The sequence below is a fragment of the Planococcus donghaensis genome (assembly GCF_001687665.2).
GTDB lineage: Bacteria > Bacillota > Bacilli > Bacillales_A > Planococcaceae > Planococcus > Planococcus donghaensis.
This window is the reverse complement of record NZ_CP016543.2, coordinates 224,886-240,848: the sequence shown is the minus strand read 5'-3', so window position 1 is coordinate 240,848 and position 15,963 is coordinate 224,886. Positions and strand designations below refer to the sequence as shown.

Sequence of the window (15,963 nt, the reverse complement as noted above, 5' to 3'; positions counted from 1 at the left end):
ACCACCATTTCCAAGCGATAAGCCGCTCTTATTTAAATAACATTTTCATGATAAACCCTTTCAGGCCTAATTTATAAGGCATCCGAAGTTGTAGAAATTCTCCAGTCATTTGGCGAATGGCTATTGCCGATTCACTAGATGGGTAGGCCAACATAAGCGGTTGCTGCTTTTTCACCGCTTCTGGAATATGGGAGTCGTTAGGAATAGATCCTAACGTTCCAATTTCTTTCCCTAAAAACTGCTCAGCTGCTTGCTTGAAATTGGCAGCTGTTCGCTGTCCTTCTTTCAAACTAACGCATTGATTTACCACTAGCTTCATGTGAACGTTGGGATCTTTTCCATGGACCATTTTTACAATCGAATACGCATCGGTAATCGAAGTTGGCTCGGGAGTGGTTACTAAAATCACATCATCTGCAGCCAAAATATATCGAAGATTCTCATAAGACAATCCGGCACCTGTATCCAATATGATGTAGTCAACTTGACCTTGAAGCGTCCCTAATTCTTGGAAAAACTTCTTAAGTTTCAAATCATCCATTCGAAACAACTCATTAAAGCCGTTCCCGCCTGAAATAAACAGTAAGCCATTCGGACCTTCTTCAATAATGTCGTAAACCGTTAAATCTTTTTCAATCATGGTAGCAATCGTTTCCCGTGGCATTTGCCCGAGCAACACATCAATATTGGCAAAGCCAAGATCCACATCAAAAATCAAGACTTTTTTATTTTGTTCGACGAGACTTAAACCAAAGTTTAACGCGAAATTGGTTTTCCCCACTCCGCCTTTGCCACTCGTAACGGCTAATACTCTAGTTTTCTTTATGGGCTTTAAATCAAGGACTCCAGACTTCTTCTTCAACATTTTTTCTCTTAACTGGCTCACTTGGTCAAGCATGATTTTCTTCCCCCATGACAAAATCCGCTACCAATTCAGGAGTGAGTGCCAATAAATCATCTGGCACATTTTGTCCATTTGCAATATAACGGATTGGAATATCGTAATGACAAATCAAGTTCAATATGGCTCCTGAAGAGCCTGTTTCATCTTTTTTAGTTAGTAGCAACTCATTCGGCGAAATCGATTGGAAGTTGTCTATAATTCTTTTCATGTCTTCGTACTTAGCGGTGAGGCTCAGCACTAAATGCACTTGCACATTGCTGTCAGCCGGCAACAAATTCTTTAACTCTTCGACATATTCCGTTTGTTGATAATTGCGTCCTGCAGTATCAATTAAAATAATGTCACAATCCTCAAAATCCTCAATTGCTTTTGTTAAATCCGCTGCCGATTCAATCACTTGGACTGGAATATTCAAAATGCCACCGTAAGTTTTCAATTGCTCAACAGCCGCGATACGGTACGTATCAGCTGTTATCAATCCTACTTTTTTATCACTATTTAATGTATGACTCGCTGCAATTTTAGCAATTGTCGTCGTTTTCCCAACACCGGTCGGCCCAATAAAACACGTAATTCTTGGGTTTTCAGTAGCAAGTTGGGTTTGGTTTTCTACGATCATGCTGATTAGCTTTTCGCGAGCTACTTGCCACGTATTCTCCATAGCAGGTGCTGTCTCTGACTCGTCTCTTGTCATTAACTTTTCAATTAATTTTTCTTGAACATCAACGACAACTTCTTGTTGTGTTAATCGCTCTCTCACTACTTGTAATTCTTTCGGAAGATTTTCTTGATTGATTTGGTGCACCATAAACTGCTTAATGTTTTTTAGTTCATTGATCAAGTCAGCTGAGGCATCTTGCTGCACATGTGAAGCTGCTGGGGGTTCCGCTTCTAATTCTTCGATTTGTTTGCGTTTTTTAGCTGCTCCTGGATCGATAGCAGCCGTAACTTCTAGCTTGTTTTTTTTGAAAAGCCCTAGAAATCCACCCGTTTTGATCTTTTTCGTATTTAGTATTAACGCGTCTTCACCCAAATCCCGTTTGATCATTGGAATTGCTTCAGCCATTGTGCTGACGATATATGTTTTTAATCTCATGAGATGTTCACCACTCCAACACTTTGAATTTCGATTTCCGGTTCTAATTCATTATAGGACAAGATGGGCAGGTCCGGTGCAAAACGTTCAACAAATTGTCTCATGTAAATGCGAATGGCAGGAGACGTCAGTAAAATGGGTTGAACGCCGCTTTGCTGAAGCTGCGCTGCTTGTTCTGTGATTCTCTGAAAAATCGTCTGGGAAGATTCCGGGTCAATAGACAAGAAATTACCTTGCTCTGTCCGGTGCACCGAATCAGCGAATTTCTTTTCAAGACTTGCTCCTGCTGTGATGACTTGCAGCGGTTCTTTTGGTGTTGCGTATTGCAAAGTGATTTGTCGAGATAAAGCTTGGCGAACATACTCAGTCAATAAATCAGTGTCTTTTGTCTGCGAGGAATAATCGGCTAGTGTTTCTAAAATTGCCAACAAATTGCGAATCGATACTTTTTCTTTTAATAATTTCATCAGCACTTTTTGAACTTCACCAATAGTCATTAAGTTTGGCACCAATTCTTCGACTACTGCTGGTGCCGTTTCACGCATGTTTTCAATGAGTGATTTCACTTCTTGTCTGCCGATCAATTCATGGGCATGACGTTTGATCACTTCGGTTAAATGAGTCGACACAACAGACGGTGGATCGACAATGGCGTAGCCCGCCATTTCTGCTTCTTCTTTCATGTCTTCATCTACCCATAAGGCGGGCATGCCAAAGGCGGGTTCAACCGTTTCAATGCCTTCTACTGATTCATCGTCAACACCCGGGCTCATCGCTAAATAATGATCCAGCATGATTTCGCCTGATGCCACACGGTTGCCTTTGATCTTAATCACATATTCGTTTGGTTGCAATTGGATATTGTCACGTATTCGAATAACTGGAACAACTATGCCTAACTCCATCGCACATTGACGACGAATCATAATGACACGATCGAGCAAATCGCCTCCTTGATTTTTATCGGCAATCGGGATAAGGCCGTAACCAAATTCAAATTCAATGGCATCTACGTGCAACAAGTCGATGACACTTTCAGGACTTTTCATGCCCTCTATTTCTTTATCGTCTTTGCCTATTTCAACTTCCTGTTTTTCTTCAGACGTTAATGTTCGTTGCATTTGGAATGCGCCATAAGCAATAACGGCCGCAATCGGACCTACTAACATCGGGCTAATCGGCGTAAAGACTGCAAACATCATTAACGTTCCGGCAACAATGTACAACATCTTTGGATACGCAAAAAGTTGCTTCGTAATATCTGAACCTAAATTACCGTCGGATACGGCACGTGTCACAACAATACCCATCGCTGTTGAAATCAAGAGCGCAGGAATTTGTGAAACCAAACCATCTCCAATAGATAACAGTGCAAACAGCTGAGCAGCTTCTCCAAACGGCAAACCATGGACCATGACACCAATTAATAGACCACCAATAATATTGATGATGGTAATAATGATACCGGCAATGGCATCTCCTTTAACAAATTTACTGGCACCGTCCATAGCCCCGTAGAAATCCGCTTCTGAGCCGACTTTTTCACGACGGTGTTTGGCTTCTTGGTCCGAAATCATACCCGCACCAAGATCAGCGTCAATACTCATTTGTTTACCTGGCATCGAGTCAAGCGTAAAACGTGCAGCAACTTCGGCTACTCGCTCAGACCCTTTTGTGATAACAAGAAACTGGATAATCACTAAGATTAGGAAGACCAAAATACCAATAATGGCGCTTCCCCCGACCACGAATGAACCAAATGTCTCAATCACTTGCCCACCTGTTTGATTGGTTAAAATCGAACGAGTCGTTGAAACGTTTAATCCTAATCGAAACAACGTTGTTAATAATAGTAATGTAGGAAAAATAGAAAATTGCAGCGGTTCTTTTGTATTCATTGCCACCAATAGAATGGTTAAGGCAAGACTGATATTGATCATGATTAATACATCTAACAAGAGCGGCGGAAGAGGGATGACCATCATCACCACAATCATGATAACGGCTACCATGATGGCATAATCTCTGAATTTCACGCGGGTCCCCTCCTCTATCCTTTATTATCGAACTTTTCCTTTTAATCGGTAAATATATGCTAAAACCTCGGCCACAGCCAGAAATAATTCTTCTGGCACCACGTCTCCAACTTCAACTTGAGCATAAAGCGCTCGTGCAAGAGGTTTGTTTTCCATCGTCACAATGCCAAATTCTTTTGCTTTTTCTTTAATCTTTAACGCTAAGTAATCTTTCCCCATTGCAATGATGACCGGAGCCTCCATCGTTTCGGCGTCGTACTTAATCGCTATGGCGTAATGTGTAGGGTTGGTGATTAACACATCGGCACTTGGCAAATCTTGAATCATGCGGTTCATACTCATTTGACGTTGCTTGTCTTTTATTTTGGATTTAATCAGCGGATCGCCTTCCGCTTTTTTGTATTCATCTTTAATGTCTTGTTTTGACATCTTAATGCCTTTTTCAAATTCGTATTTTTGATAAATGTAATCCAGGACGGATAAACTCAACAAAATTAGCCCTGCAATCAAGCCCATTTGAAAAACCAGTGAGCCAATAAAGGAAAATGAATAACCAATGCTTTTCTGTGATAACGTAAACAATTCATCTTTGCCAACCCAGAGTACGCCGAATGCAGCACCTCCGATGATGGCAATTTTCAAAAGTGATTTTCCCAGTTCGACTAAAGCGCGAAGGGCGAAAATTCGCTTAGCCCCTTTTATCGGATCTAGCCGTTCAAACTTTGCCATAATGGGGTCTGCCGTGAAAATCGCGCCTACTTGGATAAAGTTCCCTAGAAAACCAAAAATCATCCCAACTAGCATGATAGGCAACATTAACAAAAATGCATTCATTGCCATTTGTTCAAACAAAGTTCGAATCGTCGCGGGTGTTATTTCCCAGGAAATATATTGCGTAAAATGGATGCGGTAAATAGCTAAAATCCGGTCCATCATCCAGCCACCCATTGAATTTAGCAATACGATTCCACCAATAATAATCATGGCAGCGGCGACTTCCGGACTTTTCGCTACTTGGCCCTTCCGCTTAGATTCCTGACGTTTTTGCGGCGTCGCTTTTTCAGTTTTCTCACCAGCAAAAAATTGCAGATCTAAGGGATATCGTTTTACCACTTATGTTCCTCCTAATAAACTGATCAGTTGAGCCATGCTCACCAAGAGTTTCTCAAAGAGAATCTGCAAGATATAGAAAAACACCGGCATGGTTAGAAAAAGCATGATAAAGCCCACAAAAATTTTCAACGGCAACCCAACAGCAAAAATATTTAACTGAGGCACGGTTTTCGCTAAAATACCAAGCGCAATATCTACTAAAAATAACGCGCCCACAATTGGCAACGCAATTTGTAGTGCAATCATGAACATTTCTACAAATAAGCTTGTCATAAACTGGGCAATATCCCCAGCTTCCACCGAAATGGCTAACCGTTCTACAGGAAATACACGCAAACTCTGCATAACGCCATCAAGCATCAAATGGTGACCGTTTACAGTCAATAAGAACAACAACGCCATCATGTACTTGAAATGACCGATAATCGGTACTTGTGCACCTGTTTGTGGATCTAGTACGTTTGCCATCGAGAATCCCATTTGAAAATCGATAAACGCTCCTGCAATTTGCACCGTATACAACACAAGCGCTGCGGTAAAGCCAAGTGCCAAACCGGTTGCTAACTCTTTAATAATTAATAAGAAATAAGATGAGTCCAGTAAAATTGTTTCTCCGATTGGCAAGGTCGAAACGGCCACAAAGGCTAAAAAAGCAGCGATTCCGACTTTAAATTGCGTCGGTACACCTCGCATGGAAAATACGGGAGCTAGTAAGAAAAAGCTTGTCAACCGAACAAGCATAAGTAAAAAATAAGGCAGGATGTCAAAAATTTCATTCATACCCGATTACCCGATAATTCTTGGCAGCTGCTCAAACAAATCTCGTGTGTAATCTAGCAGCAAGGTCAACATCCACGGTCCAAAGACCACCAGTGCGATAAAGACCGCCAATATTTTTGGAATAAACGCCAGTGTTTGTTCTTGAATTTGCGTCATGGCTTGGAAAACACTGACCAATAACCCGACCGCTAACGCGATTAATAGCATCGGAGCAGATATAAGAATAACAGTAAAAATCGATTGTTCGGCTAGTTTGATCACCATATCTGGAGTCATTGTTTTCTTCCTTTCGTCAAAAGCTGACCAGCAGCGATTCGATTATTAAGTACCAGCCATCCACTAAGACGAACAATAGAATTTTAAATGGCAACGAAATCATAACTGGCGGCAACATCATCATCCCCATCGCCATGAGTGTACTCGCCACCACCATATCGATAATCAAAAAAGGAATAAAAATCACAAAGCCGATCTGGAAAGCGGTTTTCATTTCACTAATAGCAAATGCCGGAACTAAAGAAGTGAGTGGAATCTCTTCAATGCTATCCGGTTTTTCTAGCTCTGCGTATTTAAAAAACAGGGCCAAATCTTTTTCTCGCGTATTTTTTGCCATAAATTCTTTTAATGGCACAACAGCTGTATCTAATGCTTCTTGTTGTTCCATCTCTCCGTCCAAATAAGGTTGGAGTGCCGTGTCGTTCATCTCCACGACTATAGGCGACATAATAAAAAATGTTAGAAAGAGTGCTAAGCCGACCAGCACTTGGTTCGGCGGCATCGACTGTGTCCCGAGTCCTGTGCGGACAAATGATAAGACGATAATAATGCGTGTAAAGCTGGTCATCATGATGAGAATGCCTGGCGCTAACGATAAAACTGTTAATAACGCCAGCAGTTGGAGCGTGGAGGAGACATCTTCAGGTGATTCTGCGCCAAAGTCAATCCCCGGAATATTGATAGAAGATAAAATTTCCGGAATCATAACCGACGTCCTTCCCGTTCATACAGTCCTTGCCCAAACTCTTTTTCTAGTGACTGCTGTTTGGTCTTTTGTTTGTTTAAACTTTGACTGAACAATTGTTCTAAGCCTTCTTCATGATCGCTTTTTAGATTTTTATTCTTTTTCTTTCTAAAAGCGCGAAGATTTTTGGAGAGTCCAGATTGCTGTTCAAAATCTTGTTCAATCGTGGTAATCTCTGATGCTACTGAAAACTCCTTGATCAACGTAACTTCATCCCCAACACCGATCAAGTAGATTTGGCCACCTACTTTTATCAATTGCACTGATTTGTTGTTGCCAAGAGGTGTTCCGCCCATTAACTGGACTGCTTGATTGGGTTGAAGATTTTTTTGACGTGCTGCCAAAAACTTAATGAGTCCATAAATCAACACTACGATCAATAATGTATAAAGTGCTAACTGACCGATAATGCCTGCTAGACTGTTTTCTTTTACAGTTGTTTCTTCTACAGACTCCGCCGGCACTTCTTCTGTCGGTGTTTCGTTGTTTAGCCATTCCACAACATTGGGGCTGGCTTGAGCAGCTAACGGTAGCGACAATACACTAAAAAGTAGAACTGCCATGAGTAGCGACATGTAGACATAGAATAATTTGTTCACTCTTCATAAACCCCTTTTATCAGTCATTACCGCAGTTTTGAAATTCGTTCAGCTGTGCTCAGTACATCTGTCACACGCACACCGAAATTCTCATCGATGACAACGACTTCTCCGACTGCAATTAGCTTGTTATTGATTAAAATATCGACGGGTTCACCCGCTAATTTATCCAGTTCTATGATAGACCCTTGTGAAATTTCCAGTATGTCTTTAACCATGCGTTTTGTCCGGCCCAACTCCACTGTAACTTGAAGTGGAATATCCAGTAACAAGTTTAGGTTGTTCGTTTCTGAAGACGCGACATCTGTGTTGTCAAAGCTTGAAAATTGAACATTTTGTACTGTTGGTGCTTCTGGACTTTGTTCTTCTGATTGGAAGCCTGACGCTGACTGTTTTGGCATTTCACCTGCCTCCTTCGTTCCTTGTTCTTCTTCATCAAACTGTTCATTTAACATAGATACTAAAACTTTAACAAATAGCACAGGCAGGTACAGATGCAAGCGAATGTTTTGCTTGCTGCTAACATTTATCTGGAATTCTGATTCCGTAAACCACTGCTCTTTTGTGAAATTATTTACAGAAAAATCTTCAATTTGGTTAACAATATCTACGCCCGTTAAAGAGTGAGCCATTTCTTTTTCCATTAATGTAGACATCGACTGCGCAACCGCGACAAACATTTGTTCAATTAGTTCTTGAACTGCTTTAAACTTGGTGTCTTCTTCTGTAAGATCCTGCCCAGTTACTAGTGCTACATCGAGTTCTCTTTTTGAAACAGCTAAAATTTGCATTCCAGTAGCAGCGCCCGTGTATTCTCCAAGTGCTACGTAAAACGGTGCAGTAGCAGAAGCGAAAATCTCATCTTTTTCCTTGATCTTCAACGTTGGTGAAGTCACAAAAACCTGTTCGGAAAGTAGTGAAGACAGCACGGCAGCAGACCCGCCTAGTGAAGTATTCAACAGCTCAGTGACTGCTTCTTTTTCTGTTTTCGTCAATGAACTTTCTGACATGGTCGTCACCCCCGTCTCTTTTTGATTCAGTAAGCTCGCGATTTCTTCTAAGGAATTTTGGCTATTCGTCATTGAAGAAAATTCCTTGCGCGGATACTTCTGTTACTTGTATAGCCATTCGCCCTTTTGAAACACCGGGCTGTGCATAAAATTTCAACTTATTATCTACCTGTAGTGTTACAGGAGAATCGTACGATTCGTCCAAACGAATCACATCCCCTTTTTTCAAATTCAAAAAATCCCCAAACTCTATCATGGATTGGCCCAGTACAGCTTTAATTTCCATTTTGGTGCCATGAAGCTTTTCTTCCAAAGCAATCACTTCATGCGCTTCGATCGCTTTTTTCTGATTTGCTAACCAATGTTTTGCTGATAACTTCGGCAAAATCTGCTCCAGCACAACGTGGGGTAAGCAAATATTAATAACGCCTTCTACATTTCCTATCTTTGTTTGCAACTTGACCAGAATAACCGTTTCGTTGGGTGGAGAGGTAGTCAAAAATTGTGAGTTGACTTCAATCTCTTTAAGTTCTGGTGACAGTTTCACTACCGATAACCAAGCTTCTTGAAAACAATCCAGTGCTTTAGCAAATACACGTTCAATAACGCTGATTTCGATTTCTGTTAATTCGCTGTCTTTTTCTAAAACATGTCCTTGTCCACCTAAAAGTCGATCGAACATGACATGGACCACGTTTGGAGAAAATTCCATTACCATACTGCCTTGTAGCGGTGCGGCTTCGAAAACTCCTAACATTGATTTTTTCTGGACATTATCAACAAACTCGTGATAAGAAATCTCCGCTACAACTTCCACCCCAACTTGGACATACGTGCGAAGTTGGGCTGAAAAATAAGAGGACAATAAGCGAGAAAAGTTCTCGTGAATACGAGACAAAGTACGAATCTGATCTTGTGAGAAACGTAAAGCTTTTTTGAAATCGTATGCTTGCACATTTCTTTTCTTTTCAACCCCTTTTGGGCTTTTTTCTCCTAAGGTTGAAAGAATGGCTTCCATATTTTTGTCTGATAAAACATCTGTCAACTTGCTCGCCCCCTCATTCGTCCAAGTTCGGCTCATGCAAACGAGGTAAAATGTTCAGTTTCCGGTAATAAACCGTTACTTTATCCATAACTTCCTCTACTGTTTCCAATACATGGAGTTTCTTTCCTGTTGTTAACGTCACCAATGTATCGGGTGTCGATTCTATTCGTTCAATATAAATTGCGTTTAAAACGATAGCAGATCGGTTTAACCTAGTTAATTGAATCATATCGATTTGCTAAGCCTCCTCTATTAACGTTTCAAGTTCATAACTTCCTGTAAAATCTCATCAGAAGTAGTTATGGTTCGTGAATTTGCTTGGAAGCCACGCTGTGCAATGATCATTTCTGTGAATTCTTCTGTTAAGTCAACGTTCGACATTTCCAACATACCCGAGCCAATTTCTGTATTCGCTAGTGCAGCTGTTTGTGTTGGCGTATTTGGTGGCACTTCGTACATCGAACCTCCGACTTTTTTCAAACCTTCAGGATTTTCAGGGTTCGATATACCAACAAATGCAATTGTCGTTTCTGTACCGTCTGCTTGTCTTCCCACTACTTCACCCGAACGATTGATGCTGAACGAATCATAGCCCGCTACGTTGATTGGTGCTCCTGCGCTATTTAACACGTTATACCCTTGAGCTGTAACTAAATTACCAGCTGTTGTGACACTAAAACTGCCCGAGCGAGTTAGAAACTGACCATCTGCACCGGGTGCTTCTGGATCTTGTACTACAAAAAATCCATTCCCCATAATGGCTAAGTCTGTTTCAATACCCGTAGACATAACTGAACCTGGGTTATGATTTACGTTAATGGCAGAAGTAGTTGTTCCCAGTCCAACTTGCATCGGGTTCGTGCCGCTATTCGACATATTTTGGCTGAGTAAATCTTGAAAGTTGATTGTGCTTTTTTTATAACCGATTGTGTTGACGTTGGCGATATTGTTACCAATAACATCTAATTTTGTTTGGAAATTTTTCATACCTGACACACCTGAGTACATTGAACGTAACATTTAATTTTCCCCTTTCAAGAACTAGGTTTATCACCTAGTTTCTTGTTCATTTACTTATCCTTCGGTTTTTTCAATGTGAATAATAGAAGCGATTGGTACCTTTGTATCCGACCCTTCAAGTTCAGCTAACAATTCCCCATTCTTGCTAGACAAAGCCTTGACCATTCCTTCGCCTGATCCGGTTTCCGACTCCCATTTAACGGATGTTCCGATTAAATGCGCATAATCTGCTAACGAAGAACTTCCTTGACTGCTAACAAATTGCGTCATCGTCTTATTTAAGTTGGTCAATTGCTCTAAGCTTGTAAACTGTGCCATTTGGCCAATAAATTCCGTGTCTTTCAAAGGTTCCATTGGATCTTGGTGTTTCATTTGAGTCACTAAAATTTTCAAAAAAGCATCTTGTCCAAGTGCATTTGTCGGTTCTTCTTTAGTAGCCGAAGCTGACGCAGTAGCTATTCCACTTGTTGCTGTCGAAATATTCATCTAAACACCCTTTCTTCTATACGGTGTAATCCACTTTCATAAAGCCTTCAGACAGTGGTTTTCTCGCTTCTCTAACCAGTTCATCTTCAGATTGAAAATAGCTATTATTGGTGCGTGTAGTTTTGCCATGCTGTTGTTGTGTGAATTGTTGTTGTTCACGAGGTTGTTGCTGACTAAAAGCTTGCTGCGAACTTTGCTCTAATACTTCAATTTTTTCTACTTCTACACCTTGTTGAATTAGCGAAACTCGAAGCTGATTTAACTGGAGTTCAAGTGCTTCTTTTGCCATTGGCGTGCTTGCCATGATTTGAGCGGCCAACTTGCCATTTGTTGATGTCAATAAAATTTCTAAATGACCCAAATGTTCCGGGAAAATATTGACTCGCATTTTGGTGCCTTCTTGGCTTTCTATCATTCGCATTGAGTTTTTCAGCATCCCACTCAAATCTTCTAAAAGATTCGGTAATCGCACAACTGGTACAGGTTGTGTAGCAGCTTCTGCTTTACTAAGAGTTGCTCCAGATTTACCGGCATCTGCTGCCATAGACAAAGGCTGAGAAGGAGGTTCTTGAGCCACTTTCACTTCGGGTGCTCCACTTTCTTTTACTAGTTCTTTGTTTTCAACAGCTAATTTTGGAGTGTCTTTTACCGGTTCTAGCAGCTCACTTACCAGCTTAGGAATTTCTTTTACTAAACGATTTTCTTCAGTTACTGAAAAAATCGGTATTTCTTGTTCCATTGTTTTTAGCAATGAGGCCGCTTTGATTGCAGACTGTGGTTTTTCAAACATCCCGATTAATTCGTCTAGTTGTTTCGTGATACGTGCTAAGTCGTTAACTACTAGAGGTTTATCGGTTTCCACCGTTGATTTACCGACTAAAGTTTGTAGTGTCTCTTGAATTTTCTCGAGCAGCTTAACTACTTCACTAGAATCGCCGGATGCTTTCACGTCTGCCTGGCTAATTCCGATTACTCCACTTTGTTTGTTTTCAGCTTGAAACTCTTGTAGCTGAAAAATCGCGTACTGAATTTCCAGTTGTTCAGCTGATTCCTCTTCGACAGGCACTTCTTCCAAAGATGCTAAAAAGGATTCTAAACTTGTGATTAACTCTTCTATCGATGCTTTTTCTGCGCTAGCATTAGGCACTGCTGTTTCTGCATTTAACGAATCGAGTAAAGAAGCAAACATTGCTTTAGGTGCAACTGGTCCAGCAGATGTTTTGGGGGAGAGGCTAATGGTTTGTTGAGAAACAGGCTTTAGCGCTTCCATGTCGTTATATTCCTTCCGCTAAGTTATTCGCTTTGGTTAAGCGATAAAACCGCGTACTTGCCATTTCATCGAAAAAGTTTTGTTCAACAGCTTTGTTTTCTTCTCGAAAATGAGTTAACTTTTGTTGTTTCAAGTTTTCCCATGTTTTTTCTTCCTTGGCCTTTTCTTGCAACACCCCTTGAGATGCTGAAACTTTCTTCTGCAAATACTCTAATTCTCTTTCAGAAGAAAGCGATTGATCTTGAAGCTGGTAAATATAATCTTCCAACATTCGGAGCTCTGAAATATTGACGCCACTCAGCTGTTTGGCAATTTTTAATTGTTCTGCATCTGATATTTTTTTCTGGATCATTCTTTTTTGCTGGTGTCCTACTTCATGTTGTTTCATGGCTTCAGCCATTTGGATCTGCGCAAAGCCTTTTTCATTTTCTTTTAAATCCAATATTTTTTGAAATCGAAAATTGAATTGTGTCAGTTTAAACCCCTCCAAATTGTGCTGATAGCCGTTCGACGCTTTCTTCTATTTTGGCTTTCTCATAAATGTCTTGTTGCAAGTATTCTTTAATCACAGGATATGCGCGAATGGCGTCATCAATTTCTTTGTTAGCGCCACTTTTATAAGCTCCAATGTTGATCAGGTCTTCAGACGTCTCGTACGCTGCCAGCAGGCGTTTAAAGTCGCGCGCCGCTAGTTGGTGTTCATGCGAGACTACTTCGTGCATAACACGGCTTACACTGGCCATTACGTTGATCGCTGGAAATTGACCTTTTTGAGCAATTTTACGATCTAACACAATATGGCCATCTAAAATTCCGCGAACCGCATCGGCAATCGGTTCGTTCATGTCATCGCCATCGACTAAAACTGTATAAAAAGCTGTAATGGAACCTTTGCTGGAAGTACCAGATCGCTCTAATAGCTTTGGCAGTAGCGCAAATACACTTGGAGTGTAGCCTTTACTAGTTGGTGGTTCCCCTACTGCAAGACCCACTTCCCGCTGCGCCATTGCAAAACGCGTCACCGAATCCATCATTAACATGACATTTTTGCCTTGATCGCGAAAATACTCTGCAATAGCGGTTGCGGTTAACGCTGCCTTGATCCGTTGCATTGGTGTTTGATCGGAAGTAGCAGCGACGACCACAGATTTTTTTAGTCCCTCTGGACCTAAATCACGTTCAATAAAGTCACGCACTTCTCGACCACGCTCTCCTACTAAAGCGATCACGTTAATATCCGCTTCGGTATTGCGAGCAATCATGCCCATCAACGTACTTTTTCCGACACCACTCCCAGCAAAAACCCCAATACGTTGGCCTTGGCCAACAGTCAACAAGCCGTCAATTGCACGAACACCCACTTCTAACGGTTTATCGATTCTTGGGCGTTTTAATGGATTTGGTGGTGCGTTATTGGTAGAATACTTTTTTAACCCTCGAGGCAATAAACTTTCGTCAAGCGGCATTCCGGTTCCGTCCAAAACTTTTCCTAAAATAGACGGCCCTACTTTAATCTGGAGTGGACCTCCCGTCGCAACGACCAAACATCCTGGCCCGACTTGTGATAGATCCTGTAATGGCATGAGCATAATTCTATTTTCTTTAAATCCCACAACCTCTGCTTCAATCGGCGGCTCGTTGCGATTTGGATAAAGCAAACAAAGTTCACCAATTTTTGCATTCGGGCCACGTGATTCAATGGTTAAACCAATTACTTGAATTACTTTGCCGTGTTTTTTAATTGGTTCAATGTCACTCATCAATTCCAGGTATTCATCTTCCCACAAGTTCATCGTTGGTTTTCTCCTCACAGTAAGCGAGTAATTTGTTTTTAATTTCTTCGAGCTGATTATCAACCATGGCATCATAAGAACCGCTCGCTGTATGAATTCGGCAACCACCTGGCGTTAAGTTCGCTACGGGAATTAGTTTTAGTTCTGAATCTGCTTTAATATAGGTTTTCAATTCCTCTAAAAAGGGAATGATGATTGGGTAATCTTCAGGAGACACTTGCATCGTGACGTCTTCTGCTTCTTCTACTTGTTTTAATGCTCGCTGCACAATGCTTAATAATTGCTGCGTGTTTTGACCCAACTCATTGTGAATCACTTTTTCGGCAATCGTCACACTTAACGACAATAAGAAAGGCTCTGCCTGCTGAATAATATTCGCTTTTTCTTCATAGGCCATTTCAAGCAACCGGTTCATCTCGGTTCTTTGTTCGGCACTTTCTTGCTCAGCCAATAGCAATCCTTTTTCATAGCCTTCTTGAAATCCTTTTTGCGTTGCTTCTTGCCCGAGTTTTTCAGCATATTGCTGTGATTCGAGTTGTTTTTCATGCCACCAATCATTTATTTCCTGTTGTGCATGTTCTTGCTCGCTTATTAATTGCGCCTGCAATTCTTCGCGGCGTGATTCCAATCCATGAATTTCTTGAAGCAATTGTTGCCGTTGCTTTTTCGGATCAAAATCTTCTTCAGCAAAGACTGCTTTTTTTGCTTCAATTTTTCGCGTTTGGATAATTTTCTTTTCAGTAGAATGAGCGTTCGAAAGACGAATGATATTAGACAATCATTTCCTCTCCTTCTCCACGCGACACATCGATTTCTCCTTTTTCTTCCATGTTTCGGATCAATCCAACAATGTTCGTTTGTGCATTTTCCACATCTTTCAACTTCACAGGACCCATTACATCAATTTCTTCGCGAATCACTTCAGATCTACGTGAAGACATATTGCGGTAAATAGCCTCTTTGACTTCTTCGCTTGCGACTTTCAATGCAAACGTCAAATCAGCGTCACTCACTTCACGCACAATACGTTGAACCGAGCGACTTTCCAAATTGACAATATCTTCGAAAACAAACATGCGTTTTTTGATCTCTGAAACCAGATCTGGATTGTCTTTTTCAAGTTCAGACAAAATGGATTTTTCCGTACCACGGTCTACATTACTCAATACGCGCACAATCGCTTCCACGCCACCTGTTGCTGCATAATCTTGGTTCCCTGTAGCTGTCAGTTTGCGCTCTAAAATTTGCTCCACTTGATGAATAACATCCGGAGATGTACTTTCCATCAACGCGATTCGCCTTGCGACTTCCGCCTGCTTGTCGCTCGGTAACTCAGATAAAATCTTCGACGACTGCTTGGCATCCAAATAAGACAGGACCAATGCAATCGTCTGCGCTTGCTCATGTTGAAGTATGTTCAAAATCTGAGTAGGATCCGCTTTTCTGGCAAAGTTAAACGGCTTAACTTGAAGTCGGTTCGACAACCGGCTAATGGTGTCCATCGCCTTGTCTTTTCCTAGCGCTTGCTCAAGAATATTGCGGGCATAAACCAACCCGCCCTCGTTCATATAATCCTGCGCCAAGATCATTTCGTAAAATTCATTTATGACTCTTTCAGTTTGGCTATTTCTCAACTTTCGAACATTCGAAATTTCCATAGTCAATTGATCAATTTCGGGTTCTGTCAGTTGTTTAAATATTTCAATTGAGACTTCAGGTCCTAAGCCAACCAATAAAATGGCCACTTTTTGAATCCCCGTCAATTCATTCATTCCTCTAACCATTTGACA

The 15,963-nt window shown here is 41.1% G+C and carries 18 protein-coding genes; all 18 read right to left on the bottom strand.

Features of this window, described 5'->3' with window-relative positions:
* Positions 1-28 precede the first annotated feature (28 nt).
* The 18 genes from BCM40_RS01275 to fliG are packed head-to-tail and all read right to left on the bottom strand — an operon-like array spanning position 29 to position 15,957.
* Positions 29-898: a MinD/ParA family protein gene (locus BCM40_RS01275; protein ID WP_008431780.1), complete on the bottom strand. Its 870-nt coding sequence runs from the start codon at positions 896-898 to the stop codon at positions 29-31.
* Entirely contained in the window at positions 891-2,000 is a 1,110-nt protein-coding gene (flhF, locus tag BCM40_RS01270) for a flagellar biosynthesis GTPase FlhF (protein ID WP_065527511.1), read from the bottom strand. Before flhF ends, BCM40_RS01275 begins: the two co-directional genes overlap by 8 nt.
* A complete protein-coding gene (gene flhA / locus BCM40_RS01265; RefSeq protein WP_065527512.1) occupies positions 1,997-4,036 on the bottom strand; it encodes a flagellar biosynthesis protein FlhA in 2,040 nt (679 codons plus the stop codon). The genes flhF and flhA overlap by 4 nt, the downstream gene beginning before the upstream one ends.
* A 24-nt stretch (positions 4,037-4,060) precedes the next feature.
* Complete coding sequence (gene flhB / locus BCM40_RS01260) at positions 4,061-5,149, bottom strand: flagellar biosynthesis protein FlhB (RefSeq protein ID WP_008431775.1); 1,089 nt, start codon at positions 5,147-5,149, stop codon at positions 4,061-4,063.
* The gene (gene fliR / locus BCM40_RS01255) at positions 5,150-5,929 is read right to left on the bottom strand and encodes a flagellar biosynthetic protein FliR (RefSeq protein WP_065527513.1); all 780 of its coding nucleotides are present in this window, start codon (positions 5,927-5,929) and stop codon (positions 5,150-5,152) included. It lies immediately after the preceding gene.
* Positions 5,930-5,935: 6 nt separating this feature from the next.
* Positions 5,936-6,205: a flagellar biosynthesis protein FliQ gene (gene fliQ / locus BCM40_RS01250; RefSeq protein WP_008431772.1), complete on the bottom strand. Its 270-nt coding sequence runs from the start codon at positions 6,203-6,205 to the stop codon at positions 5,936-5,938.
* A 16-nt stretch (positions 6,206-6,221) separates the two neighbouring features.
* Positions 6,222-6,911, bottom strand: coding sequence for a flagellar type III secretion system pore protein FliP (gene fliP / locus BCM40_RS01245; protein ID WP_008431770.1), 690 nt, complete (start codon positions 6,909-6,911; stop codon positions 6,222-6,224).
* The gene (locus tag BCM40_RS01240; protein WP_083394450.1) at positions 6,908-7,549 is read right to left on the bottom strand and encodes a flagellar biosynthetic protein FliO; all 642 of its coding nucleotides are present in this window, start codon (positions 7,547-7,549) and stop codon (positions 6,908-6,910) included. The genes fliP and BCM40_RS01240 overlap by 4 nt, the downstream gene beginning before the upstream one ends.
* 26 nt (positions 7,550-7,575) lie before the next feature.
* Entirely contained in the window at positions 7,576-8,631 is a 1,056-nt protein-coding gene (gene fliY / locus BCM40_RS01235; RefSeq protein ID WP_065527514.1) for a flagellar motor switch phosphatase FliY, read from the bottom strand.
* Complete coding sequence (gene fliM / locus BCM40_RS01230) at positions 8,621-9,604, bottom strand: flagellar motor switch protein FliM (protein ID WP_065527515.1); 984 nt, start codon at positions 9,602-9,604, stop codon at positions 8,621-8,623. The genes fliY and fliM overlap by 11 nt, the downstream gene beginning before the upstream one ends.
* 13 nt (positions 9,605-9,617) lie before the next feature.
* Positions 9,618-9,833, bottom strand: a complete 216-nt coding sequence (locus BCM40_RS01225; RefSeq protein ID WP_008431761.1) for a flagellar FlbD family protein — start codon at positions 9,831-9,833, stop codon at positions 9,618-9,620.
* Positions 9,834-9,856: 23 nt separating this feature from the next.
* Positions 9,857-10,624, bottom strand: coding sequence for a flagellar basal-body rod protein FlgF (gene flgF / locus BCM40_RS01220; protein ID WP_065527516.1), 768 nt, complete (start codon positions 10,622-10,624; stop codon positions 9,857-9,859).
* A gap of 54 nt (positions 10,625-10,678) precedes the next feature.
* On the bottom strand, positions 10,679-11,110 hold the full coding sequence (flgD, locus tag BCM40_RS01215) for a flagellar hook assembly protein FlgD (protein WP_065527517.1): 432 nt from the start codon (positions 11,108-11,110) through the stop codon (positions 10,679-10,681).
* A gap of 16 nt (positions 11,111-11,126) precedes the next feature.
* Positions 11,127-12,380, bottom strand: coding sequence for a flagellar hook-length control protein FliK (locus tag BCM40_RS01210; RefSeq protein WP_065527518.1), 1,254 nt, complete (start codon positions 12,378-12,380; stop codon positions 11,127-11,129).
* A gap of 4 nt (positions 12,381-12,384) precedes the next feature.
* Entirely contained in the window at positions 12,385-12,870 is a 486-nt protein-coding gene (gene fliJ, locus BCM40_RS01205) for a flagellar export protein FliJ (protein ID WP_083394449.1), read from the bottom strand.
* Positions 12,857-14,173: a flagellar protein export ATPase FliI gene (gene fliI, locus BCM40_RS01200; RefSeq protein ID WP_065527519.1), complete on the bottom strand. Its 1,317-nt coding sequence runs from the start codon at positions 14,171-14,173 to the stop codon at positions 12,857-12,859. Before fliI ends, fliJ begins: the two co-directional genes overlap by 14 nt.
* Positions 14,154-14,951: a FliH/SctL family protein gene (locus BCM40_RS01195; protein WP_065527520.1), complete on the bottom strand. Its 798-nt coding sequence runs from the start codon at positions 14,949-14,951 to the stop codon at positions 14,154-14,156. Before BCM40_RS01195 ends, fliI begins: the two co-directional genes overlap by 20 nt.
* On the bottom strand, positions 14,944-15,957 hold the full coding sequence (gene fliG / locus BCM40_RS01190) for a flagellar motor switch protein FliG (protein ID WP_065527521.1): 1,014 nt from the start codon (positions 15,955-15,957) through the stop codon (positions 14,944-14,946). Before fliG ends, BCM40_RS01195 begins: the two co-directional genes overlap by 8 nt.
* Positions 15,958-15,963: the final 6 nt, after the last annotated feature.

What these genes read in the sequence shown, in the direction of transcription:
- BCM40_RS01275 (WP_008431780.1), bottom strand. Translation starts at nt 898, where the DNA reads ATGCTTGACCAAGTGAGCCAGTTAAGAGAAAAAATGTTGAAGAAGAAG.
- flhF (WP_065527511.1), bottom strand. Translation starts at nt 2,000, where the DNA reads ATGAGATTAAAAACATATATCGTCAGCACAATGGCTGAAGCAATTCCA.
- fliR (WP_065527513.1), bottom strand. Translation starts at nt 5,929, where the DNA reads ATGAATGAAATTTTTGACATCCTGCCTTATTTTTTACTTATGCTTGTT.
- fliQ (WP_008431772.1), bottom strand. Translation starts at nt 6,205, where the DNA reads ATGACTCCAGATATGGTGATCAAACTAGCCGAACAATCGATTTTTACT.
- fliP (WP_008431770.1), bottom strand. Translation starts at nt 6,911, where the DNA reads ATGATTCCGGAAATTTTATCTTCTATCAATATTCCGGGGATTGACTTT.
- fliY (WP_065527514.1), bottom strand. Translation starts at nt 8,631, where the DNA reads ATGACGAATAGCCAAAATTCCTTAGAAGAAATCGCGAGCTTACTGAAT.
- BCM40_RS01225 (WP_008431761.1), bottom strand. Translation starts at nt 9,833, where the DNA reads ATGATTCAATTAACTAGGTTAAACCGATCTGCTATCGTTTTAAACGCA.
- flgF (WP_065527516.1), bottom strand. Translation starts at nt 10,624, where the DNA reads ATGTTACGTTCAATGTACTCAGGTGTGTCAGGTATGAAAAATTTCCAA.
- flgD (WP_065527517.1), bottom strand. Translation starts at nt 11,110, where the DNA reads ATGAATATTTCGACAGCAACAAGTGGAATAGCTACTGCGTCAGCTTCG.
- BCM40_RS01210 (WP_065527518.1), bottom strand. Translation starts at nt 12,380, where the DNA reads ATGGAAGCGCTAAAGCCTGTTTCTCAACAAACCATTAGCCTCTCCCCC.
- fliI (WP_065527519.1), bottom strand. Translation starts at nt 14,173, where the DNA reads ATGAACTTGTGGGAAGATGAATACCTGGAATTGATGAGTGACATTGAA.
- fliG (WP_065527521.1), bottom strand. Translation starts at nt 15,957, where the DNA reads ATGGTTAGAGGAATGAATGAATTGACGGGGATTCAAAAAGTGGCCATT.